At 50.6% G+C, this 18,625-nt stretch carries 31 protein-coding genes; 4 read left to right on the top strand and 27 right to left on the bottom strand.

What is annotated here, in order from left to right; genetic code table 11:
* Nucleotide 1: 1 nt before the first annotated feature.
* The 14 genes from EZMO1_RS09265 to EZMO1_RS09205 form a co-directional block, all read right to left on the bottom strand.
* Nucleotides 2–1,765, bottom strand: coding sequence for a phage tail tape measure protein (locus EZMO1_RS09265; RefSeq protein WP_034873968.1), 1,764 nt, complete (start codon nt 1,763–1,765; stop codon nt 2–4).
* 3 nt (nt 1,766–1,768) lie between these two features.
* Nucleotides 1,769–1,867 (bottom strand): DUF6890 family protein, encoded by a 99-nt coding sequence (locus EZMO1_RS28065; protein ID WP_420809941.1) that lies wholly within the window; start codon nt 1,865–1,867, stop codon nt 1,769–1,771.
* A gap of 92 nt (nt 1,868–1,959) precedes the next feature.
* Nucleotides 1,960–2,250 carry a putative phage tail assembly chaperone gene (locus EZMO1_RS09260; RefSeq protein ID WP_034873970.1) on the bottom strand — a complete coding sequence of 97 codons (291 nt, stop codon included), beginning with the start codon at nt 2,248–2,250 and terminating at the stop codon, nt 1,960–1,962.
* On the bottom strand, nt 2,247–2,489 hold the full coding sequence (locus EZMO1_RS09255) for a hypothetical protein (RefSeq protein ID WP_034873972.1): 243 nt from the start codon (nt 2,487–2,489) through the stop codon (nt 2,247–2,249). Before EZMO1_RS09255 ends, EZMO1_RS09260 begins: the two co-directional genes overlap by 4 nt.
* 10 nt (nt 2,490–2,499) lie before the next feature.
* On the bottom strand, nt 2,500–2,712 hold the full coding sequence (locus tag EZMO1_RS09250) for a hypothetical protein (protein WP_145912546.1): 213 nt from the start codon (nt 2,710–2,712) through the stop codon (nt 2,500–2,502).
* On the bottom strand, nt 2,694–3,164 hold the full coding sequence (locus tag EZMO1_RS09245) for a hypothetical protein (RefSeq protein ID WP_051789587.1): 471 nt from the start codon (nt 3,162–3,164) through the stop codon (nt 2,694–2,696). Before EZMO1_RS09245 ends, EZMO1_RS09250 begins: the two co-directional genes overlap by 19 nt.
* Nucleotides 3,165–3,166: 2 nt before the next feature.
* Nucleotides 3,167–3,616, bottom strand: coding sequence for a phage protein (locus EZMO1_RS09240; protein ID WP_034873977.1), 450 nt, complete (start codon nt 3,614–3,616; stop codon nt 3,167–3,169).
* Nucleotides 3,617–3,626: 10 nt separating this feature from the next.
* On the bottom strand, nt 3,627–4,748 hold the full coding sequence (locus tag EZMO1_RS09235) for a DUF2586 domain-containing protein (RefSeq protein WP_034873979.1): 1,122 nt from the start codon (nt 4,746–4,748) through the stop codon (nt 3,627–3,629).
* Nucleotides 4,749–4,763: 15 nt separating this feature from the next.
* Complete coding sequence (locus EZMO1_RS09230) at nt 4,764–5,435, bottom strand: hypothetical protein (RefSeq protein ID WP_034873980.1); 672 nt, start codon at nt 5,433–5,435, stop codon at nt 4,764–4,766.
* Nucleotides 5,428–5,901: a phage tail protein gene (locus tag EZMO1_RS09225; RefSeq protein ID WP_051789588.1), complete on the bottom strand. Its 474-nt coding sequence runs from the start codon at nt 5,899–5,901 to the stop codon at nt 5,428–5,430. Before EZMO1_RS09225 ends, EZMO1_RS09230 begins: the two co-directional genes overlap by 8 nt.
* Nucleotides 5,901–6,362: a head completion/stabilization protein gene (locus tag EZMO1_RS09220; RefSeq protein ID WP_051789590.1), complete on the bottom strand. Its 462-nt coding sequence runs from the start codon at nt 6,360–6,362 to the stop codon at nt 5,901–5,903. The genes EZMO1_RS09225 and EZMO1_RS09220 overlap by 1 nt, the downstream gene beginning before the upstream one ends.
* A 111-nt stretch (nt 6,363–6,473) precedes the next feature.
* The gene (gene gpM / locus EZMO1_RS09215) at nt 6,474–7,184 is read right to left on the bottom strand and encodes a phage terminase small subunit (protein ID WP_034873982.1); all 711 of its coding nucleotides are present in this window, start codon (nt 7,182–7,184) and stop codon (nt 6,474–6,476) included.
* 119 nt (nt 7,185–7,303) lie between these two features.
* Nucleotides 7,304–8,332: a phage major capsid protein, P2 family gene (locus EZMO1_RS09210; RefSeq protein ID WP_034873984.1), complete on the bottom strand. Its 1,029-nt coding sequence runs from the start codon at nt 8,330–8,332 to the stop codon at nt 7,304–7,306.
* Nucleotides 8,333–8,346: 14 nt separating this feature from the next.
* Nucleotides 8,347–9,222 carry a GPO family capsid scaffolding protein gene (locus tag EZMO1_RS09205; RefSeq protein ID WP_051789591.1) on the bottom strand — a complete coding sequence of 292 codons (876 nt, stop codon included), beginning with the start codon at nt 9,220–9,222 and terminating at the stop codon, nt 8,347–8,349.
* A gap of 158 nt (nt 9,223–9,380) precedes the next feature.
* Between EZMO1_RS09205 and EZMO1_RS09200 the strand changes: the two genes are divergently transcribed.
* From EZMO1_RS09200 to EZMO1_RS09190, 3 genes are read left to right on the top strand one after another with little or no spacing between them, the layout of a single operon-like run.
* Nucleotides 9,381–11,165 (top strand): terminase large subunit domain-containing protein, encoded by a 1,785-nt coding sequence (locus EZMO1_RS09200; RefSeq protein ID WP_034873986.1) that lies wholly within the window; start codon nt 9,381–9,383, stop codon nt 11,163–11,165.
* A gap of 17 nt (nt 11,166–11,182) precedes the next feature.
* Complete coding sequence (locus EZMO1_RS09195) at nt 11,183–12,286, top strand: phage portal protein (protein ID WP_201772156.1); 1,104 nt, start codon at nt 11,183–11,185, stop codon at nt 12,284–12,286.
* A 51-nt stretch (nt 12,287–12,337) separates the two neighbouring features.
* The gene (locus tag EZMO1_RS09190) at nt 12,338–12,601 is read left to right on the top strand and encodes an ogr/Delta-like zinc finger family protein (protein ID WP_086936471.1); all 264 of its coding nucleotides are present in this window, start codon (nt 12,338–12,340) and stop codon (nt 12,599–12,601) included.
* Nucleotides 12,602–12,657: 56 nt separating this feature from the next.
* On the opposite strand, the gene EZMO1_RS09185 is transcribed toward EZMO1_RS09190, so the two are convergent.
* From EZMO1_RS09185 to EZMO1_RS26170, 8 genes are read right to left on the bottom strand one after another with little or no spacing between them, the layout of a single operon-like run.
* A complete protein-coding gene (locus EZMO1_RS09185) occupies nt 12,658–12,981 on the bottom strand; it encodes a hypothetical protein (RefSeq protein WP_034873988.1) in 324 nt (107 codons plus the stop codon).
* 12 nt (nt 12,982–12,993) lie between these two features.
* On the bottom strand, nt 12,994–13,290 hold the full coding sequence (locus EZMO1_RS09180) for a hypothetical protein (protein ID WP_034873990.1): 297 nt from the start codon (nt 13,288–13,290) through the stop codon (nt 12,994–12,996).
* Complete coding sequence (locus EZMO1_RS09175) at nt 13,280–13,474, bottom strand: hypothetical protein (protein ID WP_034873992.1); 195 nt, start codon at nt 13,472–13,474, stop codon at nt 13,280–13,282. Before EZMO1_RS09175 ends, EZMO1_RS09180 begins: the two co-directional genes overlap by 11 nt.
* Before the next feature lie 2 nt (nt 13,475–13,476).
* Entirely contained in the window at nt 13,477–14,487 is a 1,011-nt protein-coding gene (locus EZMO1_RS09170; protein WP_034873994.1) for a hypothetical protein, read from the bottom strand.
* A 42-nt stretch (nt 14,488–14,529) separates the two neighbouring features.
* The gene (locus tag EZMO1_RS09165) at nt 14,530–14,766 is read right to left on the bottom strand and encodes a hypothetical protein (RefSeq protein WP_034873995.1); all 237 of its coding nucleotides are present in this window, start codon (nt 14,764–14,766) and stop codon (nt 14,530–14,532) included.
* A gap of 43 nt (nt 14,767–14,809) precedes the next feature.
* Nucleotides 14,810–15,553 carry a hypothetical protein gene (locus EZMO1_RS09160; RefSeq protein WP_034873997.1) on the bottom strand — a complete coding sequence of 248 codons (744 nt, stop codon included), beginning with the start codon at nt 15,551–15,553 and terminating at the stop codon, nt 14,810–14,812.
* A 50-nt stretch (nt 15,554–15,603) separates the two neighbouring features.
* Nucleotides 15,604–16,329 (bottom strand): hypothetical protein, encoded by a 726-nt coding sequence (locus tag EZMO1_RS09155; protein ID WP_145912545.1) that lies wholly within the window; start codon nt 16,327–16,329, stop codon nt 15,604–15,606.
* The gene (locus EZMO1_RS26170) at nt 16,301–16,465 is read right to left on the bottom strand and encodes a toxin-antitoxin system HicB family antitoxin (protein WP_145912544.1); all 165 of its coding nucleotides are present in this window, start codon (nt 16,463–16,465) and stop codon (nt 16,301–16,303) included. The genes EZMO1_RS09155 and EZMO1_RS26170 overlap by 29 nt, the downstream gene beginning before the upstream one ends.
* Before the next feature lie 96 nt (nt 16,466–16,561).
* Here EZMO1_RS26170 and EZMO1_RS25450 point away from each other — a divergent pair, with 96 nt between their 5' ends.
* Nucleotides 16,562–16,798, top strand: a complete 237-nt coding sequence (locus tag EZMO1_RS25450; RefSeq protein WP_082211774.1) for an Arc family DNA-binding protein — start codon at nt 16,562–16,564, stop codon at nt 16,796–16,798.
* Nucleotides 16,799–16,840: 42 nt separating this feature from the next.
* Here the strand turns inward: EZMO1_RS25450 and EZMO1_RS09150 are convergent, their stop codons facing one another.
* The 5 genes from EZMO1_RS09150 to EZMO1_RS09130 are packed head-to-tail and all read right to left on the bottom strand — an operon-like array spanning nt 16,841 to nt 18,444.
* Entirely contained in the window at nt 16,841–17,134 is a 294-nt protein-coding gene (locus EZMO1_RS09150; protein ID WP_034874002.1) for a hypothetical protein, read from the bottom strand.
* A 45-nt stretch (nt 17,135–17,179) separates the two neighbouring features.
* A complete protein-coding gene (locus tag EZMO1_RS26685; protein WP_187300058.1) occupies nt 17,180–17,623 on the bottom strand; it encodes a DUF7673 family protein in 444 nt (147 codons plus the stop codon).
* A gap of 22 nt (nt 17,624–17,645) precedes the next feature.
* Complete coding sequence (locus EZMO1_RS09140; RefSeq protein ID WP_222842217.1) at nt 17,646–17,906, bottom strand: hypothetical protein; 261 nt, start codon at nt 17,904–17,906, stop codon at nt 17,646–17,648.
* Nucleotides 17,903–18,094 (bottom strand): hypothetical protein, encoded by a 192-nt coding sequence (locus EZMO1_RS09135; protein WP_034874006.1) that lies wholly within the window; start codon nt 18,092–18,094, stop codon nt 17,903–17,905. The genes EZMO1_RS09140 and EZMO1_RS09135 overlap by 4 nt, the downstream gene beginning before the upstream one ends.
* On the bottom strand, nt 18,091–18,444 hold the full coding sequence (locus tag EZMO1_RS09130; RefSeq protein ID WP_034874008.1) for a hypothetical protein: 354 nt from the start codon (nt 18,442–18,444) through the stop codon (nt 18,091–18,093). The genes EZMO1_RS09135 and EZMO1_RS09130 overlap by 4 nt, the downstream gene beginning before the upstream one ends.
* Between the last annotated feature and the right edge of the window lie 181 nt (nt 18,445–18,625).

Here is an 18,625-nt window from a genome sequence, read left to right as displayed (position 1 = left end):
CTTACCCTCCTGCCATGTAAAGCATTTCTTCAACGGTGTGAGCGTTGATCTGCTGGCTGGTTTCCACCTTGCCGATATGAATCTGCTTGCCGTTGTTGTTGGATACGGCGTTGCTGATTTGTTTGGTAATACCGCCGGAAGGAACGTTCAGGGTTCTACCTTCATCAAGGCTTGCTACAGATGGAGGAGCAGTTAACTCCTCTGAAACACCTATATTGACGCCGGGGATTTTGTTGACCTTGTCAATAACCCAGTTGATGGTTGAGCCAATCATTTCTCCCAGTGCGCCAAACCATCCGATCACTTCCTGGATAAATGCAATAAGCCCCTGTCCTGCAGAAGTATCCGCAAAGGCTTTCCATAAAGCTGTGACTCCCATCCATGCGGTATAGAGAATGGCAGCCAGAGCTGTGATACCAATAACAATCAAGCCGACAGGAGAAGCAATAAAAGCGGCATTTAGGAGCCACTGGGCTGCTGTCCACAGCAGTGTCAGGCCACGAACTAGTTTCATTGTCAGCATCCAGCCTGCCATTGCTGTTTTACCCACACCCATGATCAGAGTCACAGCGGCCATAGCTGCTCCCAGGCTAACAATGCCTACCACAGTTAGCCCTACCACTCGGGTCAGGTTCGGGAACATTTGTGTCCAGCGGGAAAGTTCCGCAGCACCATCAGCCATGCTTTCAACCAAGGGGTTAATAACTGGCAGCAATGCGGTACCCATTCCGATCCGGACAGCTTCAACACCTGCCGCCATCTGTTCCCATGGGTCGACCATATCCTCTGCCATCTGGGTGGCAGTGGTCAGGCCGGATACGTTGTCCAGTGCATCAATTGAATCAGCCAGCCCGTCAACGTCGTTCATTAACAGCTGGATAAGGCCCACGGCTTCCTGTGTACCGAAGGCTTTTGCCAGTTCATCAGACTGCGCCACGGTTAATGTGTCGCCATATTTCCCTCTGATCTGGTCGAGAATTTCCACCATGCCCAGCATGCGTCCCTGACTGTCAGTAAATTGCAGCCCCAGTGCATCCTGCGCTTTACCGGCACTGGCTAAGAAGGCGCGATACTTGGTGGCGGCTTCGCTGCCGCCCATGGTCATCTGCAGTCTGCCCAGAATCGCCATCTGCTCTGCCATCTCAATACCGGCAGAGGTTGCGGACGCTCCCAGGTTGGAGAATGCAGCTGACATCTTGTTACCGTCGGTACGGAACATCTGCACAGCGGTAGAAGTCATTTCGGTAACGCGATCCACCCAGTTAGCCTTGCCCATTTCATTGGCACTCTGCTCAAACGCACCATACATGGTGGCCATATATCCGGTGATGGTGGCGGTGTCGGCTTTGGTAGCAGCAGCCAGCAGGCCTGAATTGGTGGTAAAGGATGCCAGCTCGTCACCGGTCAGACCGGCAATAGCTGACTGTATGTCGTAACTGGCAGAGACAAACTCGGTAGCCGATTTGCCATAGGTGGTGGAAAAGTCCAGAGCAGCTGCTGACAGCTTATTCAAAGCATCTTCATTAACACCCAGAGAGCGCACCTCCCCCAGCGCCCTGTCCATTTCGATAGCAGGCCCAAGCATCTGCTGAATGGCAAAGCCGGTACCAATCAAACCGGCTGCACCCACACCCATATCGGCAAAGCCACTTTTAGCGGTACTCACCAGCTCGCCGACCTTGTCGGTAACACCAGCAATCGGCTTGCTGATCTGGTCGACCATGCCAATAGTGAACATCAGTTTTTCAAGCTGGGTAGCTGCCATGGTTTACCTTTTACCGCTAAATGCCTTTGCTGTTCCGTTCGCCTGAGAGACTGTCACCCTTTCCCAGTAGTCGGTTTCAAGAAACCGAGCTCTGGCAAGGATCTCGTCTGTGGGCTCGTGGTGGGGAAACCATTTCAGGGCATAACAGACCAGCTGCTCTAGTCCGTTGTCCTTGATCGCCCGGGCCTGCTTTTCTATTTTTTTACTGCAAAGTCCACTTTCGGCTTGTATTCCTCCATGACCAAACCAAAGAGGTCAGTGGTCAGTGCTTCCTGATAGGCTTTTTTAACTGCAGCCTTGGTTTCATCATCAGCAGAGCAACGCACCAAAAAGTTATGCATAGGCGCAACCTTACTGCTTGGCTGGATACCGTTAACGCAATCGTTGTACATGATCAGCGTTACCTTGAAGTTCATCTCTTCAATGCCCAGCAGCTCCTGTGCTTCAGGATCCAGTTCCAGTGTTATGTTTCTATCTCTGCTCATGGCTCATCCCTCAATGTAATGGTCTTGATAAAGTTGGTGATCTGCTTTTCCAGCCGGGTCTCCAGACTGTTCAGCATCTCTTTCAGGTCTTCCTTGCTGGTGTACTCCTTAGCCACTTCCAGCCTGAATTCACCCAGCTCGGAATTAATATCCAGCGTCCGTTTGAATAGAAAAGCGTTCCAGGTCACCAACAGACCAACAACGAAAATCAGCAAATTGATCAAAGTGCCCTGGTCCATTCGTCACTCCTTATTTGATCTTTGGCAGATCGGGCCTTTTCAGCCCCTCAATCATTGCTTCAGCAGCTTCTCGACTGAAGTCGTTAGTGCTTTTATTCGCGATCTTCCGCAGCCCCAAACAAACCATGCGGGAGAGGAATCGCTCGGATACCACTGAAAACATCATCTTGCCCACCATGGCTTTCAGGGCTTCCAGCAGCATTTTTAGAAAGATTGTGGGCATTTGCAGTACCTCCGGTAAGCGTCGGCATAATCCTGCCAGGTAGCTTTGCCAAATTCGGTGTTCCAGTGTTTCTTGGCGTATCTGGCCAGAGCTTCAATGTCGTCTGCATGCGGCAAAGGTTCAGGTTTTGCCATAAAGAACACTCTGGCGCAGGCAATCGCTATTGCGGCATCGAAAACCAGCATGTCTGGGAACAAGGCTTCAGCCTTGGGCATTTCCTCAAACTTTTCAGGGCGCAATCTGAGGTAGCGTTGCACCTCCATCAGCCCCACAGGCTCCATCTGCAGGAGTCCTTTAGCCGGGCCATTATTCATCTGCTGGACATAACGAAACCCACCAGATTCATGGGCTGCAATCATTGCCAGCAGGCGAATGACGGCCTTGTTACAGGGCAACTGATAAAGCTGCAGGACGGTTTGAACATAGAATGCAAATTGTTGACCTATTTTCATGGCTATCGAATATCCTGAGTTTCAGTTCTGGACAGATAAGGCACACCACCAATGCGGATAAAGTCCGGGCTGGTCACCTCGAAAGGCAGCTTGGTCTTGTGCAGGTCACCACCGGCGCTATTGATATCCAGCAGACTGGAGATTTTGAGCATGCAGCCATAGGCTTCGACCTTCATTTCCTCCCTGCCGGTGTTGGCATAAAACACCTGGTCAAACAGCGGCAACTCTTTCCAGCTGCCAGCCCTGCGGGCTTCTTCGTTCAGTAGTCGAAAGTTGGCAGCGTCCAGTTCAAGCTCACCAGAGGCGCTTGCATCGCCATCGATCACGCCATTAGGTACACCACGGTTCTTGGCAGTGACGCGGTTGTCTTCAATATCCAGCGTGGCGGTTTCAACATGGATCAGCAGGTCGCCAATATTGATGTCGAAACTTTTTCCTGAAATGCGGCTCATGGCGGTCTCCTTATCCGTTGCTCAAATCAAGCATGATGTTGCACTCAATAGACTTGGGTGCGTTGTACGGCTTGACCGAGAAGAACACCTGCACCTTGTATTTTTCTGGCCAGACAATTTCGATGGAGGAGTCGTCCGGCTGCTCGATCTCCCCGGGGAAGGTTTCACCGGCAAAGGTGGTGCTGTGGCTCATCTCACGCAGTGGGCGCATAAAGTAAGTGCGATTACTTTCGATGGATGCCGGGGTGCTGTTGAGGCGGCGATCTGATACCCGGGCCACAGCCAGCAAGTAAATGCGGCGGGCTGCTTTGTCTGCCACTCGCAGATTCTCAATGATTTTGTAATCACTGGTTTCCGGTGCCAGGGTCAGGCAGTCGGAGGTGTACATGCCGTCGTAATCTTCGTACCACTGGGGAACGGTAAAGCGTCCATTGTCGTGCAAGTCCAGCAGGACTGCTTTGGTCAATACGGCTCCGGACTTATCCACAGGTCTTTCGGCGTAATTCCCCAGCAGAGAACCAGTGGCGACACGCATGGGAGAATCGGCAACGGTCACAGCCCGGTTACATAACCGGCCAGCCAGAACACCCTGAAAATCTCCGTAAAACAACGGAACAAGCACCACCCGTTCAGCGGCTACGCTGTCGGATACAGCCTTGCCAGCAATCTGATACTCTGCCCAGGATTCGGTTTCCTTATCGATACCTCGGAAGCAAGCCATAATGAACACCCGGCGCTGATACTTGCCGATAAACGACTGCGCTTTGGCTTCCATATCTTCCAGCTGTTTGGTCTGGGTCACAGGATCGGTGGCCACCACCGCTTCGACGCTGACTTCGCCCACGGCATCGTCGATGGCATCCAGCAAATCAGTCTGAGCCGACAGCGGCTTGGCGTAGGCATACCAGTTCTGTCCACCATTGGTGCGGGCTGCTGCCAGCTGGGTTTTCAGCGGGCTGTCGCCCTGTCCAAGCAATTCGTCCAGATCGGTGTCTGCCGCAATGGCATGCACCAGACCAAGATTGTCATTCGGTGCCGGTGCTAAACCTGTAAACAGGAAAAGGCGCTCAACTTCCGTGGGTGTGCCCTGGTTCAGGTTCAGGTTATTGACGGTAACGGATCCCAGTGCCATCAGTTTCTCTCCGTATTAGTTGCTGCGGCGCTCACGCTCGCGTTGCAGTTCTTCGGCCAGGATCGCCGTGGCCTGTTGTTCCGTCACACCCAGAAACGGGCGAGCCGGGGTCTCTACTGTCCAGCTGGCGTTTGCCTGTTCATCCCGCAGGGTTCGAACCATCATCCCGGCATAGCCCATGGTTAAATTCTCCATAATCCAGCGCTGGCTGGGTTTACGGCTTTTGGTTTTACCTGTGCGGGTTTTACCGGCATAAATTCTGAAACCAGCAGCCAGCATGGCTTTGGCCTGTTTGCGGGTAGCGGGCTGGTCATAGTCCGGCTTGCCGTAAATCTTCTGCATCTTTTTGGCGGTAAAGGTTTCCGGGATACCTTCCTGGTGTCTGTGGGCAATCATGCCTTCCAGCTTGTCTTTCCAGGTCACGTCCACCTTTTTGTCGCTGGTGACTGTGGTCAGGTTCCTGCCGATTTTTTTCAGTACCCTGCCTCTGCCGGATTTGCGACTTTGCATACGCCTGCCACCTACGGTTTTCTGCTGACGCAGGTTTTCGCGGCTCGCCTTGCGTACCTGTCGCCCGGCTTTCTGCAGCACCCGGAAGCGGCTTGCCGGTGGCAGTGTGAGCAGTTCCAATGACTGGATCATATCCAGCCGGGATCGCTCATCGACTTCCAGATAAACCTTACTCATCACCTGGCCCCTGCGGATCCACTTCTGCCACTTCTTCGGCGGTGTCCACTAATGGGTCATCAATCAGTGACCAGCGCAGCCCCTGCCAATGAATGTCACCATCGGTATCCAGTCGCACCATCACCGGGTCGTAAAACACCAGGCTGATGTCTACATCACTGCTTTTGCCGGATTTATCCAGGGGGGTGACATCGATCTCCGGATCACCCAGCCCGAAGCGTTCGCGGTTGTCGTCGTTGTCCTGCAACCAGGCGGTGACCAATGCCATGATTTTTCGGGCATCGCCACTGAAGCGTTCTATTACAACAGTGCAAGTGCTTTGCTGCTGGCAGATTTCTGCATACTCGCCCATGTGTCTGGCTTCCGGGATGATGCTGCACCGATCTACCCAGCTTTCTATATCTTCATTTCGAGCCAGACGTTTGCCTAACAAGTGACTGGTCAACTGCTGCAGTTTGGTACTCATCAGATCAGCTCCACATTGATGTCGCCGATATTCAGAAAACGGCAAAGGGCTTCGTCCACGTATTGCAGGTAACGGTCTTCGGTTTCTTCTCCGGTTTTCGCCTGGTTCTCGGCGGGTTCCCGGCGGTCAATGCTGGCGAAGTCACGCAGTACACTGGCTTTTCCCATGCAGCAGACTGCCCGGTGATACAGAGTCACCTGTATGGACTGCCCGTTAATGACTTCACTGGGTACTTGTTCCAGATGCTCATACCCTGACTGTCGCTGCTCTGCCCTGTACGTCACCAGTCGGCTATTTACCTGAATCGCGGCATTGATCAGGTGTCCGGTGACCGTTCCTTCAGGCAAATCGCTGGGGATTCGGTAGTTATCCACAAAATCAGCCAGTTCCAGATCCGGCCAGAAGGGCTGGTTCTGGATGGTCTTTTCCGGGGTCTGGTGTGCCTTCCCTGAAAAACTCACTGTCTGATTCTCCTTCTTAAAAATGGGGCCGGACTGCCCACTGCAACCACCGGATTAGCTTTCGCTGTCCTGTCGCTGCAGCCGCCCGGCGTGGGGGGATGAGCCTGTCGGCTATTCCTGCTCGTCCTGTTCGTCGGTTTCGCTGGTGAGGTCTTCCAGCTCCAGCTTGTCCAGCTGCTTCCTGGCTTTACCCAGAACGGTTTTCACCAGTGCGCCCAGTTCAAAGGCTTTTTCCAGATGATCAACAGCCAGACGGATATCACCTTCCCGTTCAAATTCAATCAGGCCAGCGAGCTTGTAATACTTGGCGCGGAGTTCGTCCGGCACATCCAGCTCGTTGCTATGGATCCGGGTAAACAGGCGGTTGAAGTAAGGGTTCGGGCTTTGCTCGTTTTCAAAGGCTTTCTCTGCCCAGGCGAACACCTCATCTGCTGCAAAAGTACTTGCCTTGCGCTTGATTCGTTCCGGCATAGGTACGCTATGAAGCTCGCAGTACTCCACCAGGGAAAGTGCGGAGTCGATTTCGTCACAATCAAACAGCCAGACCATGTACCAGGCGATAATCAGATGCTTCTTTTCATCCTTTACTAACTGGTTGACGAACTCTTCATACTTGGGCAGCAGATGGTCACGCTTGACCTGCACCTTGCGCTCTTTGCTCTGGATTTCTTTCAGGCGCTTCAGGTCTTCCTGCAGACTGGCATCCAGCAGCTGGCTGCGCTGGGTAGCCTGCATCAGGTTGCTGGTTGCCGGTTGCGCGGCTGGCTGGTCGGCGTGAGGTTGCTGTCGTTTTTTCGCTTGCCACTGCTGCATGATGTTCATAGGTTCTCATCCCTTCTGGTCGTTTTTCTCAGTAGCCTGATGCAAGCCACTGGGGAAAAAGACCGTTTAAAAAGAGGGCGGCGAACCGCCCTAAAGTCCAGGCCATACCCACGTCAAAATCAGGCGGGCACTTCTTCCCATTCTTCTGGCAGCTTGACGTTGTCAAACTCCCAGCCCACAAAGGCTTCGGGGGTTTCCACTGTGTAGGCTTCGTTGCGGCTGTTGTAGTCAGCCCAGCGGTCATACTCAGACTCTTCCTTCAGATGTCTGCGCCAGCTGCCGTCCTGGTAATAGATGGACAGGTTGGTCGGCATGGTGATAACCAGGCCACGGCTTGGGAAATTAGAGGGCGTTTCCCAACTATCAACACCACCAAAACTCATCAGACTCTGGGTGGCCTGGGTTTTCTCTTTGGGTGACAGGGAGATCGCTTTATAAAGGCGCTGCTTTTCGTACTGAACCAGCTCGTCGCCGATGTACGCCTTCAAGCCTTTGCGAAGGAACTTCGGAATGACAGACACCAGTACACTGATGGCTTCGTCCAGACCTTCAAAGTCACCACCCGGGCCGATGCGGATTTCGCCAGTTGTTCCACCTTCACCCAGAATGTTCTCGGACTTGTTCTCGCGCATGTACTGGATCCAGCCTTTGTTGACATCTTCCAGCAGCGGGAATTTTTCCGGGTCGGTATCTTTAGCGGCATGGGTGCCATGCCAGCCGACCAGCTCTCGGTCATTGGCAATGCGCTCGGTGACATAACGCTGGAAACGGGCAAACAGATCGGGGAATTTCGCCCAGGCATCCAGGGTGGCATAACGGATGCTGACATCAGAGTTTGTCTGGTAGCACTTGTATGGATAGGCCGACAGCGCCAGAACATCGCGCGGCTGGCGACGTTTATCCTGGGATGTGTCGGTACGTCCGGAGACTGGTGCAGGTACACCACCCAGTACGTTTTCGCCTTCCATCTCATCAACGGGGATTACGTTAATCTGCTGCAGGAAGGTGCTTTTCTCGACAATCTTGTCCTGCAGGGTCTGGGCCTTGCTGGGTGTTACTGAAAACTGGCGCTGAACAGAATCCACACCATAGGCTTTTGCCATGCCCTGGAGGATTTTATTAAACGCCTTGCGGGTTGGTTCTTTCATCGGTGCGGGTATCCTTAAATGTATTCGATTGCGGAATCGTCAGCCCCACCGGTGTTTTCCACGCTGGGATCGGTCGGTGGTACTGTGCCTTCCAGCCGTTTTTCCAGCGCATTAAACTTTTCGGTCATTGCGTCCAGATCGGTGCGGGTTTTCTCCAGTTCTTCCTTCTGGGCAGAAAACGCTTCTGCAGTCACTTCGGCTGTTGGTTCCGGCTTTGGCTCAGGCTTCGGGGCTGGCGGTTCCGGGGTTTCTTCCTTCAGGCTTTTGAAGGCTGTTGTAATGGAATCCGCCACAGCACTGGTGATGGAAGTAGTCAGCTTTTCCAGCTCTTCGGGTTTCATGGAGTCGTCCTCGTCTTCAGAGACCTTGTAATTGGAAGTGCTGAAGACCAGCCATTCCGTTAGTTTTTTAAGCAGCGTTTGTTCTTCTGATTCAGATGAAAAAGAAAACTGGGAGAGCTGTACGCCCTGGAAAATCTCTTCATCTCTACCAGCGCGGAATTCCAGCTGCGTGGTTCCCATGGAAGCTGGTGTGTCAGTCACACCAATCTGATAAACGTATGCCTTGCCGGAGTCGCCGAAGTTGGGGTGGACTTTGATAGAGGTAAAAAGATTCTGACCACTGCGGTTAATGCTGATCAGCCGATCATTCGGGCAGAGTTTGGCGAACAGGCTTACCACTTCACCATCGGTTTCAGATTTCAGCTCTTCAACGGTGCCATAATTACCGGCCCATTCGGGGGAGTAATGTTCCAGAGTAATAACAGCGGTGTATTTTTCTTTTGAATAGAGTTCTGCCGCATCCAGTAACCAGGACTTTTCAATTATCCGTCCATCAAGTGTGGTTCCCGATTCAGCCACCTTTACCCAATCGGTAATCAGTTTCGGCATTACATTTACCCGGTTCCGTTTAATTCATTTAAAAGCCACATCGTTGTCAACAAGGTTAAATCTGAAAGAAATTAAATCCGATTGAATTAATTCGGATAAATGCCTTTTCAGATCATTAAAAGGCGGGTATTAAAAGCGACAGCTTTATTATTCCGGATATGAAGCAATATTCGGACGAAATTAAAATTGCAGCCCGTTCGCTGTATATCCGCAAATATACAATTCCTGAAATTGAGGACGAGTTAAGCGTACCCAGGCGAACACTTTACTATTGGCAGGAGCAGGGAGACTGGCAGGCATTCCTGCGCCATGAATCTGTAGAAGAAGCTATCCAGCGTCGTCTGACGATGCTGGCAGAAAAAAACGAAAAATCAGACCGTGACCTGAATGAAATGGATCGGTTGATTAAGCAGTTGCGGGATCTGGGGAAATTCCGACAAACAGAAATAGCCAATTCAAAACTACGGGCAGAGCCGTCCGATTCCGATATGGTTCTGGAAGCGGCAAAAGGCAATAATCCGGCTTCATCAAAGAGAAAACGCAATTCAAAGAAAAAGAAAATCAAAAACGATGTCAGCATCCTGACTGCGAAAGACTTTAAACAAAAATTCCATAAGAACTTTTTCCGGTACCAGCATGAGCTGGCAGAGGCAAAACAATATCGCAATCGGATGCTGCTGAAAAGCCGCCAGATCGGCGCGACCTGGTGGGCAGCGCAGGAAGCCTTCGAAGATGCTGTGCTAACGGGTGATAACCAGATATTTCTTTCTGCTACCCGGGCGCAGGCAGAGGTGTTCCGTTCTTATATTATCAATCTGACGAAAGAGCATTTTGATATTGAGCTGTCTGGCAATCCTATTACCCTGCATACCGAGAAAGGGCCAGCCACTCTCTACTTCCTGTCGAACAATAGTAAATCTGCCCAGAGTTACCACGGCCACACTTATATCGATGAGTTTTTCTGGATTAATAAATTTAATGAGCTTTACAAGGTGGCCACCGGTATGGCGGCGCACAAAAAGTGGCGGCGCACGCTGTTTTCCACGCCCAGTGCGGTTACCCATGAAGCCTATGATTTATGGACTGGCGAACGGTACCAGAAACGCTTTAAACGCAAGCGGGTAGAGTTCCCCGGGTTTAAGGAGATGCAGTCCGGCATTCTCTGCCCGGATAACCAGTGGCGCAAAATTATCACCCTGGAAGATGCCGAAGCCGGGGGCTGTGACCTGTTCGATATGGCTGAACTCAAGATCGAGTACAGCCCGGATGAGTTCCGCAACCTGTTTATGTGTGAGTTTGTGGACGACACCATGGGTGTATTCCGGCTGGCTGATCTGGAAGTCTGCGGTGTGGATCCGGAAGACTGGCTCGACTTTGATCCGAAAGCGGCGCGGCCTATTGGTAATTATCCGGTCTGGGGTGGTTATGACCCAAGCCGCCACAGGGATGATGCGACTTTTGTTGTGGTGGCTCCGCCTCTGGTACCTGAAGGCAAGTTCCGGGTTCTAGAAAAACACCACTGGAAAGATCAATCCTATATTTTCCAGGCAGAACGAATCAAAGAACTGACCCAGAAATACAATTTCCAATATATAGGCATTGATACCACCGGCCCTGGTACCGGTGTAATTGATATCGTTAAAAACTTCTTCCCACTGGCTACGCCTATCCATTACAGCATTCCCACTAAAACTCTGTTGGTACAGAAAACCAAGGGGGTTATTGAAGCGGGCAGGCTGGAATATCCGGCTGACTGGAACGATGTTGGCCATGCTTTCCTGACCATTCGGCAGGTTTCCACCGGCAGTGGCCAGATGACTTATTCCGCAGGTCGAACCAATACCACCGGCCATGCCGATGTGGCCTGGTCGATCATGCATGCATTAATTAATGAACCTCTGGACAGCGGCCAGCAGAGCAGAAGCGTTCTGGCCTTCGGGTAACAACGGAGAGATTGAGTATGAGCAGGAAAAATACCCGCAGAGGGCGAAAAAACAAACAAACCGTCAATACCAGTAATACCGAATACGATACTAATAATACTGATTGCAATAGTGATAATACTGAACAGTTACCCCATAACCCGGAAATGGGCGATGTCTCCGCATTTACCTTCGGCGATCCGGAGCCAGTGCTGGATGGTCACTTCAATGACTATGCCGGGGTCTTCCTTGACCATAACGGGGAATACTATCAGCCTCCGGTATCCCTGCAGGGACTGGCGCGACTCTTGCGAGCTAATGCCTACCATGGCCCGATTCTGGAATTTAAAACCAATGTGGTGATGCGCGGCTTTGAAGGCTCGGAAGTGTTGAAACGTCGTGTAATGTATGCAGCCGCCACCGATTACAACGTGTTTCTAAACTGCTATTTCCAGCGGATCCGCAATGGCTTTGGTGAGACGGTGGATGTGCGACACCTGCCAGCCATAAATATGCGGAAGCTGAAAGAGCCAGGGCGCTATGGAATGCTGAATCGCAGAGGCCAGCTGATCAAGTTCCGGCTGGGTGAAGTGGTGCATATTAAAAACTACGATGTGAACCAGACTATTTATGGAGTGCCCTGGTACCTGGGGGCGATCCAGTCCATGTTGCTGAATGAAGACGCTACCCTGTTCCGGCGCAAGTATTACCTGAATGGTGCCCATGTGGGCTATATCTTTTACAGCTCCAGTGCAGGCCTGTCTGGCGATGATCAAAAGTCTATTAAACAGGCGATCAAAGGCTCCAGGGGGCTGGGTAATTTCCGCAATATGTTCCTGCATATCCCCAACGGCAGGGAGAAGGATATCCAGATCCTGCCGGTAGGTGACTTCAGCACCAAGGATGAGCTGGAAAAAATCAAGAATATTTCAAGGGATGACATTATCGCTGCCCACCGACAACCAGCGGCACTGGCGGCAGTCCTTCCTTCGGGTAACTCCAACTTTGGCGACATCTCCAAGGTGGATCCCATCTACGAGAAAAACGAAATTATCCCGATTCGGGAACAGCTGGAGACTATTAATGATTGGCTGCCGGAATGGGGTCGGGTCTCTTTTTCTTCTCCTTTACTTGAATCGTAAAGGTTGCATAATTGACGTATAGGTTACTTTTATATGGATTCGGGGTTGGATATGAGTGTTCGGACAAAGTGCAACCGGTGCAATGACCTGGCAACGATACAGGATAGCGTGGAAGAGTCAGCAGATTTTAAGGTGTTGTACTGCACCTGTAACAATCCGGAGTGTGGTCATACCTTTGCCGTTCACCAGACTTTTAGCCATACACTGTCGCCTTCCAGGCTGGACTTTGATCCGGCCATGATGGAGAAAATTCAGCGGATGAGCCGGGTGCAGCAGCAGGAGCTTTTTTCAGCCATAAGTAAAAGCCGGGATTAACCCGGCTTTTACTCTCTATGGTTTCTGGTTATGCGCTTTTACTACCGGAAAGTTCATTAGGGAGTGTCACCCTGTGTTTTATTTCTTACATACGCACGTGCCTCGACATTGTCGCCAACCTTTACCTTTTCGAATTCAAGGTACTCAGTATCTGTGTCGATGAATCTTTCAAACTGTTTCAGCCATTCTTGAATAAACTCAGCACAGCCATCGCAATATTCTTTCCCACTGACAAGAACGGCATCGCAAACTTCAATGTGCTCTTTGCATTCAGGACATTGCACCAGCTGATTTGCTTGAGGAATACCATAGCCTGTTTTTTCATGCTGCATTGCATTCATTGTATTTAATTCTTTCTGCGCTTCGATAGATAATTTCATTTCATTCTCCTATCAGAGTACTGGTATACAGTTTGGGTCGTATTCTTGGATTAATCCGGCCTGATAAGAGCAAGCAGCAGTATATTCAGCATACCCCAGATCATAATCAGCAAACGCTTTATTAATCCATTCTAATCCCTGCTCATCATCTTTATATAATTCGCAGAGCATTGTTGTTTGCTCACCATCGCAATTAAAAGAGAATTGTATTTCATACATCCCTTTAGTTTTGTAATGAACAATCTGGATAACCAGCTCTCCCCACTCTTTAGAATACAGAGCTTTTGATTTTAAAATTTCAGTGCTCATTATTATTCTCCACATAGTTAATGAAACTAATCAATTCACCGATTGCAGTAATTTGTTCTCTGCGGTTCCGGTGATCTTCCGGAGTTCTGGGTCTCTGCCGTTGCAAGGCTTTCAATTCCATTGATAACTCCAACAGCGCCAGCTGGTTGATATTGCTTTCGGTGGCGGTGTTTATCTGCTCCATGATCAGGCTGCCTTCATCAGTTCAAAGCGTTGTCCGTTTTTCACCAGTACGCCTTCGGTCTGTAACAGGTCAAAGGCTTGTTTTACTACCGGGTGTCGGACTCCCTCAGCATCTATGATTTTTCTCACTACAGGCTGGGTGCCGTATTCGCCGTTGCGTACCCGTTGCGCGATTCGTTGCACCGTTTCGTCGATTTGTAACGCTTGCGGCTGGATGGTGGTTTCGGATATGGTTTCCTCAGTTGGTTCTGGTTTGTCCTCCACTGGATGGTCGGCATTTTCAGAATCAGCCTCTGCCAGTACCGTTTCAGGTTTCGCGGCCTCGGTACTGGCACTTTTCTTCTCTTCTGTATCTTCCAGTTTCTTTTTCTTCGCCCTTTCAGGCATCGGTGTGGACAGACACCGGATGGTGCAGTAATCCAGCAATAACGACAGAGCCAGAAACACTACCAGGCGAATCAACCAGGGCGCATTTCCGACAACTGCATCCATGCTGCCAGCTGGCGCTGTTGCGCTGGCTGTTTCAATCTCCTGTAACTGGCTTAACAGCTGGTTACGCTCTTCGGTCAGGTCGGAGACTTCATCATCCAACTGGTTAATTCCCCGGGTGCGAAAGTTGCCACTGGTGTCACGCTCGGAAACATTCAGCCGGATAGCCATCTGCCGGTTAATGTCGTCGATCTGCTGCTTCAGCTGCTGCGCCACATAATTATCAGCCGTTGCACTCTGCTGTTGCTGTACTGTTCCAGCCCGTTGCTGCTGCCAGGCATATTCCATAAATGCAGCGGTTGCCAATACTGAAACAACCAGCAACACCCAGGAGAGCCACTGGTCTTTTTTGTTTCTGGCAAACAGGTAAAGGCAGATTTGCAGAGCCACTCCGGCAGCGATAGCCATGCCCTGCTCGACGGGTGATGAAACCATTCCGGCAAGGGCCAGAACCAGAGCTGCGGTGGAAACTATGGCCAGAACTAATCCGGCCAGTATTCTTGTTCCATATTCTAATATTGTCATGCTTCCTCCCTGATGGAGCTGGCGCTCCATCAGATATTTGGTTTAATTTGCAGGTATTGCCTCTGTTACAAACTGGTCATAAGAAATTAAGCGGCCTTTTTGGTCATGCCACATATTTCTAATTCTTGATGCCAGAACCGGCTCTTTGATTTCTTCACCCAGCCAATTTTCACCTGCATCTTTAGGCTTAACGCAGCTAATCCAATAATTTTTAAAAGGCTCGGTTTTTATTCCGTTCCGATTGGTGCTAAAAAGATTGCAAGATTCAGCTTTAATCATTTTTATTTCCTTCTTTTAATTAGGAAGGGCATAAGCCCCTCCATTAATTTGTTTCAGTTTCTTCCTGCTTGGCCTTGAACTTATCCAGATCGATTTGCTTCATTCGATCAGCCCAGGCTGTAGCGTTCTTGAATGCCTCTTCAAAAGATTCACCATAAACCCATGAAGTGCGTTTCCAGCCCCAGCTGTAACTAGCTGATGTGTCAGAATGGTATTTTTTTACTGGGCAGGAGATATATACAGCAAAGCCCTGAAAGTTATGTGAGAGCAGAAAATCTGCTACTAGACTACCAACATCATCGTTGAGTTCTTCATCATCAAAACTCGGGCGTAAAGGCTTCATTGATTCTTCAATCTCAATACTTTCAGAAATCAGAATATCAATAAATTCGTCGTGCAGGTTTTCCAAGCAACGGCCTTCAAATGCGTCGGTTGCCAACAGTGAACCGAGGTGAAGTACTCCTTCTATTCGCAGGTCTTTCTCATAGCAAGTTTCAGCTTGTGTAACAGAGCTGCCATCAATTCCAAGGGAATACTCATCCAGAACAGGCAGGTCTTCTTGCTGTAATTTATCCAGAAACTCTTCAGCGTATTTTTGCGCCTTATTAATATCCTCTGTTGTTCCTGCAATCCGAACACCTCTGACAGCAGGAGCAAAAGATTCTTTTTCAGTCTTGATATTAAAGAACTGTGCTACTTCTGCTGGGCCTTTTCTCATGAAGGCTTTTTGTTCCTGGTCTGTTGCATTCTCGAACCAGGTGCTTTGATTTTTGGTTAACTTCAGCATGTTCAACTCCTATTAATTTTTTTTAAGAGGAAGGGCGCAGCCCTTCCTTCCTATTGCATCGCTTCCTGACGCTTCCGATCCATATAAGCCACTCGCCAAGCCCGAGCCTGCTCCCAGATTCGCTCGATGGTTTCATCGTAAAACCAGTAACGGGCGGTATAGCTCCAGTCGCCTACGCTGACCTTGTAGTCATCCAGAAACACTTGCGGAACCGGCGTAATGGCTTCTACCAAAAGGCCATACGACTGGTCTCTGGCACAGGCTTCCAGAAATGCCTTGGAGCCGGTTTCCGGGTCTTCCTCTTCCGGATCCAGCAACCAGAGTGGCAAGTGATGCTCCAGCTGGACGCGGTTTTGCCCGGTAATACCGGTCAGCGTCCTTTCTAACTCCCGATCCAGCCGGTCTTCGTACTGAGCCAGCACTGAGCCAAGATGAATAATCTGTCCGAGCTGGAGCTGCTCCTCTTTCGCCTGCCCGTGGGATTTGCCGTTCCAGCCGTCAATGCCCAGGGCATGCTCATCCAGTCGGGTGCCATACAGCAAAGCCCTTGCCTGTAATGGCCCCAGACGATGACGGGCATGGCTCTCGGCTTCTTTCCGGCAGGTCTTTGGCTCACCAATAATCTGCCCGCGAATGGTAGGCGCAAATACTTTGATCTCCCCGTCAAAGCCCATTAGCTCAATGGCTCCGGCCTCCCCGGCAGCCAGAAACATATCTCTCTCCTTTGGTGTGGCATGACTGAGCCAGTCAGTCTGTGTTTTGTTGAGTCTTGTCACGCTTCAACTTCTCCTTGATGGCTAAAACAACCCAGCTGTTGAGACTGCGCTCCTCGCGTTCTGCCGCTTGCTCAACCCGCTGTTTTAATGACTTCGCCAGACGTATGTGCATCTGGTCATAGTTACGCTCCTGCATTTAATTCTCCTGACAATATACCAATGTGGTACTACAGCAATTGTATAACGGCTTAGTAGCATAGTGCTACCAATGTGGTATATGGAGAGCTGACTATTGAGCCGTTCTTACCCGCAGTTTCACTTGCGGATTTCCCCTGCTCTGGATGAGAGGGTGCGAACATCAGCTAATAAAAACGGGCTTTCCGTTAATGCCGAATTACTGCGACGCATCCAGTTATCGTTTGACCTGGAGAACATTCTCGAAGGAATGCCGGGCGAATTTGAATCCTTACACGCAAAGGTCGATTTCATACTTAAAGTCATCGATACGACTCCTCATAGCGAAAATTGAACCGACCCGCTAAAATAAACGAGCCGGGTCTGTCTCAAGTGCTTAACAATGCTCAATCCAGACGGCGCTGCTGTCCTGCCCGACAGCAGCAGCCCGGTCTTCTCGGTTCTTTCGCCTCTTCCTTAATAGCCTGCAGGCTTCGTCCCGGTTTTCCCGCAACCAGTCCAGACCTTCCAGCACATCCCAGGCGGTATCAAACACCAGTTCCGGTGTATTCAACCCCTTCAGTAGCCAGACGATCTGCCCACCATCCGCTTTTGCAATGGTGCCGGTTCTCAGCAGGAAGCCCCTGAATTCTGCATATTTTTTCAGCACTCTGGTATTCACATAAGTCACGATTTATCACCTTCTATAATCATTGGAATTTCGGGTGTTCGTTTTTTAGCAGTAGCCCTTGCCCCCGCAGTATGGGCATGTTTTGGTGGTGTAATCATTTTCATCATCATGGTTCGCGTACACTTCCCCAGTGCCATAACACTCCCGGCAAGTTCTCAGGTGACGGTTGTTGATGTTGTAACGCTCCCACCGCTTCCAGAGATCCATAAAAATGTCATCACCGTTTTCGATACCTTCCTGTGGTTCACGCATCAAACTCGCCCGACCCTGTATAACCGTCATGGCGTGAAACATATTTAGCTGATCCAGATGACAAAGGTCGGTTACGTTCAGCTGCCATTCCGAGCCGTTATAGGCACTTAACAGAACCTGTGCTGCGGCGCGGGAGCCGGAAGTGTCCAGCTGCGCGACTTTTACCAGGGCAGCAACGGAGTTGAAGTATTGCACTGCGGTGACTGGCTGGTTCAGCTGCTTCATTTGAGTTCCCATGGTTTTTCTCCTGTGGTTATTTTCAATTGCTCAAGTTCAGGCGCTTATAAAAGAATGACGACGGCTGTCGCTCTATCCCTGTCCAGTCGCGCCCCTGGACATAGTTGCAAAATTGCTGGCAAGCCTGCTGGCCTGTCATGCATTCCCGGTTGTGCTGGCAGCCAGTGCAGGGATCAATATCGATGTTGCCGATATGGATACGTTCCCGGCGCTGGGTCTGCCCGGTCAGGTAGGCCGGATCCGGCTGCAGGTCATTCAGGTTTATCGCTGGCATACAACTCACTTTTTTCTCTCCTTTGGTTGGTTGGCATAACGAATACGGTTGGCCAGGTCACGGTTGCACTGGTCAACACCAGGGCAGCGGGATTCTTCCCCGGGTGCCGGAAAGCAGCGGGCAACACACTGGCAGGCTGGTGTGTTCACAGCGCCATGCCATGAACATTCCCGGGCGATCAGGTTTTCCTGTTTCATCTTGTCCTCACTTGGCTTTCACGCTTGTCAATCAATCCCCGTAAAACAGCCTGGGCATGGGCATCAAGCCGGGCGGCTTCCATGCAGTGCTGTAATTCCCGCAGTGTCCATTGCTCAGTCAGCCATACCCATGTGATGGACTGGCTGGTCTCCAGTTCTGTCCGGCATTCCTTCAAACGGCGCACCTGGGTGTTAAGGCGCTGGCGCATATCTTCCCGATAACAGGCGTTTGTCTGGGACTCCAGCCAGCTGGCCACCTCTGTCCGGCTCAGGTTGTCCAGGTAGTAACGTGCCAGACAGTCACGTTTATGTTCTTCAACGGGATGCAGCTGTAACGGTTGGTGACTCATTGTTTCTTTGCTCTTGCGTTTTCGTTTTCAGGGAACCTTTGTCGGAAATTGGTAATTTCGGTAATCACCTTTTTCTGATTCCTTGCAAGTCCCCGTTTTATGCGGCCTTCAGCCAAACAGACGGAAGGTAATTCTCTGGTAACTGATTGGTAATGAATTGGTTAGGTCTTTGATTTTCAAG

The sequence above is a fragment of the Endozoicomonas montiporae CL-33 genome (genome assembly GCF_001583435.1).
GTDB classification, from domain to species: domain Bacteria; phylum Pseudomonadota; class Gammaproteobacteria; order Pseudomonadales; family Endozoicomonadaceae; genus Endozoicomonas_A; species Endozoicomonas_A montiporae.
The sequence above is the reverse complement of the archived record's forward strand: the minus strand, read 5'-3'. Positions and strand labels throughout refer to the sequence as shown.

Excerpts from the sequence above, each read along its gene's own strand:
- EZMO1_RS09265 (WP_034873968.1), bottom strand. The coding sequence starts at position 1,765 with ATGGCAGCTACCCAGCTTGAAAAACTGATGTTCACTATTGGCATGGTC.
- EZMO1_RS09260 (WP_034873970.1), bottom strand. The coding sequence starts at position 2,250 with ATGAGCAGAGATAGAAACATAACACTGGAACTGGATCCTGAAGCACAG.
- EZMO1_RS09255 (WP_034873972.1), bottom strand. The coding sequence starts at position 2,489 with ATGGACCAGGGCACTTTGATCAATTTGCTGATTTTCGTTGTTGGTCTG.
- EZMO1_RS09250 (WP_145912546.1), bottom strand. The coding sequence starts at position 2,712 with ATGCCCACAATCTTTCTAAAAATGCTGCTGGAAGCCCTGAAAGCCATG.
- EZMO1_RS09245 (WP_051789587.1), bottom strand. The coding sequence starts at position 3,164 with ATGAAAATAGGTCAACAATTTGCATTCTATGTTCAAACCGTCCTGCAG.
- EZMO1_RS09240 (WP_034873977.1), bottom strand. The coding sequence starts at position 3,616 with ATGAGCCGCATTTCAGGAAAAAGTTTCGACATCAATATTGGCGACCTG.
- EZMO1_RS09235 (WP_034873979.1), bottom strand. The coding sequence starts at position 4,748 with ATGGCACTGGGATCCGTTACCGTCAATAACCTGAACCTGAACCAGGGC.
- EZMO1_RS09230 (WP_034873980.1), bottom strand. The coding sequence starts at position 5,435 with ATGAGTAAGGTTTATCTGGAAGTCGATGAGCGATCCCGGCTGGATATG.
- EZMO1_RS09225 (WP_051789588.1), bottom strand. The coding sequence starts at position 5,901 with ATGAGTACCAAACTGCAGCAGTTGACCAGTCACTTGTTAGGCAAACGT.
- gpM (WP_034873982.1), bottom strand. The coding sequence starts at position 7,184 with ATGAACATCATGCAGCAGTGGCAAGCGAAAAAACGACAGCAACCTCAC.
- EZMO1_RS09210 (WP_034873984.1), bottom strand. The coding sequence starts at position 8,332 with ATGAAAGAACCAACCCGCAAGGCGTTTAATAAAATCCTCCAGGGCATG.
- EZMO1_RS09205 (WP_051789591.1), bottom strand. The coding sequence starts at position 9,222 with ATGCCGAAACTGATTACCGATTGGGTAAAGGTGGCTGAATCGGGAACC.
- EZMO1_RS09200 (WP_034873986.1), top strand. The coding sequence starts at position 9,381 with ATGAAGCAATATTCGGACGAAATTAAAATTGCAGCCCGTTCGCTGTAT.
- EZMO1_RS09195 (WP_201772156.1), top strand. The coding sequence starts at position 11,183 with ATGAGCAGGAAAAATACCCGCAGAGGGCGAAAAAACAAACAAACCGTC.
- EZMO1_RS09190 (WP_086936471.1), top strand. The coding sequence starts at position 12,338 with ATGAGTGTTCGGACAAAGTGCAACCGGTGCAATGACCTGGCAACGATA.
- EZMO1_RS09185 (WP_034873988.1), bottom strand. The coding sequence starts at position 12,981 with ATGAAATTATCTATCGAAGCGCAGAAAGAATTAAATACAATGAATGCA.
- EZMO1_RS09180 (WP_034873990.1), bottom strand. The coding sequence starts at position 13,290 with ATGAGCACTGAAATTTTAAAATCAAAAGCTCTGTATTCTAAAGAGTGG.
- EZMO1_RS09175 (WP_034873992.1), bottom strand. The coding sequence starts at position 13,474 with ATGGAGCAGATAAACACCGCCACCGAAAGCAATATCAACCAGCTGGCG.
- EZMO1_RS09170 (WP_034873994.1), bottom strand. The coding sequence starts at position 14,487 with ATGACAATATTAGAATATGGAACAAGAATACTGGCCGGATTAGTTCTG.
- EZMO1_RS09165 (WP_034873995.1), bottom strand. The coding sequence starts at position 14,766 with ATGATTAAAGCTGAATCTTGCAATCTTTTTAGCACCAATCGGAACGGA.
- EZMO1_RS09160 (WP_034873997.1), bottom strand. The coding sequence starts at position 15,553 with ATGCTGAAGTTAACCAAAAATCAAAGCACCTGGTTCGAGAATGCAACA.
- EZMO1_RS26170 (WP_145912544.1), bottom strand. The coding sequence starts at position 16,465 with ATGCAGGAGCGTAACTATGACCAGATGCACATACGTCTGGCGAAGTCA.
- EZMO1_RS26685 (WP_187300058.1), bottom strand. The coding sequence starts at position 17,623 with ATGGGAACTCAAATGAAGCAGCTGAACCAGCCAGTCACCGCAGTGCAA.
- EZMO1_RS09135 (WP_034874006.1), bottom strand. The coding sequence starts at position 18,094 with ATGAAACAGGAAAACCTGATCGCCCGGGAATGTTCATGGCATGGCGCT.
- EZMO1_RS09130 (WP_034874008.1), bottom strand. The coding sequence starts at position 18,444 with ATGAGTCACCAACCGTTACAGCTGCATCCCGTTGAAGAACATAAACGT.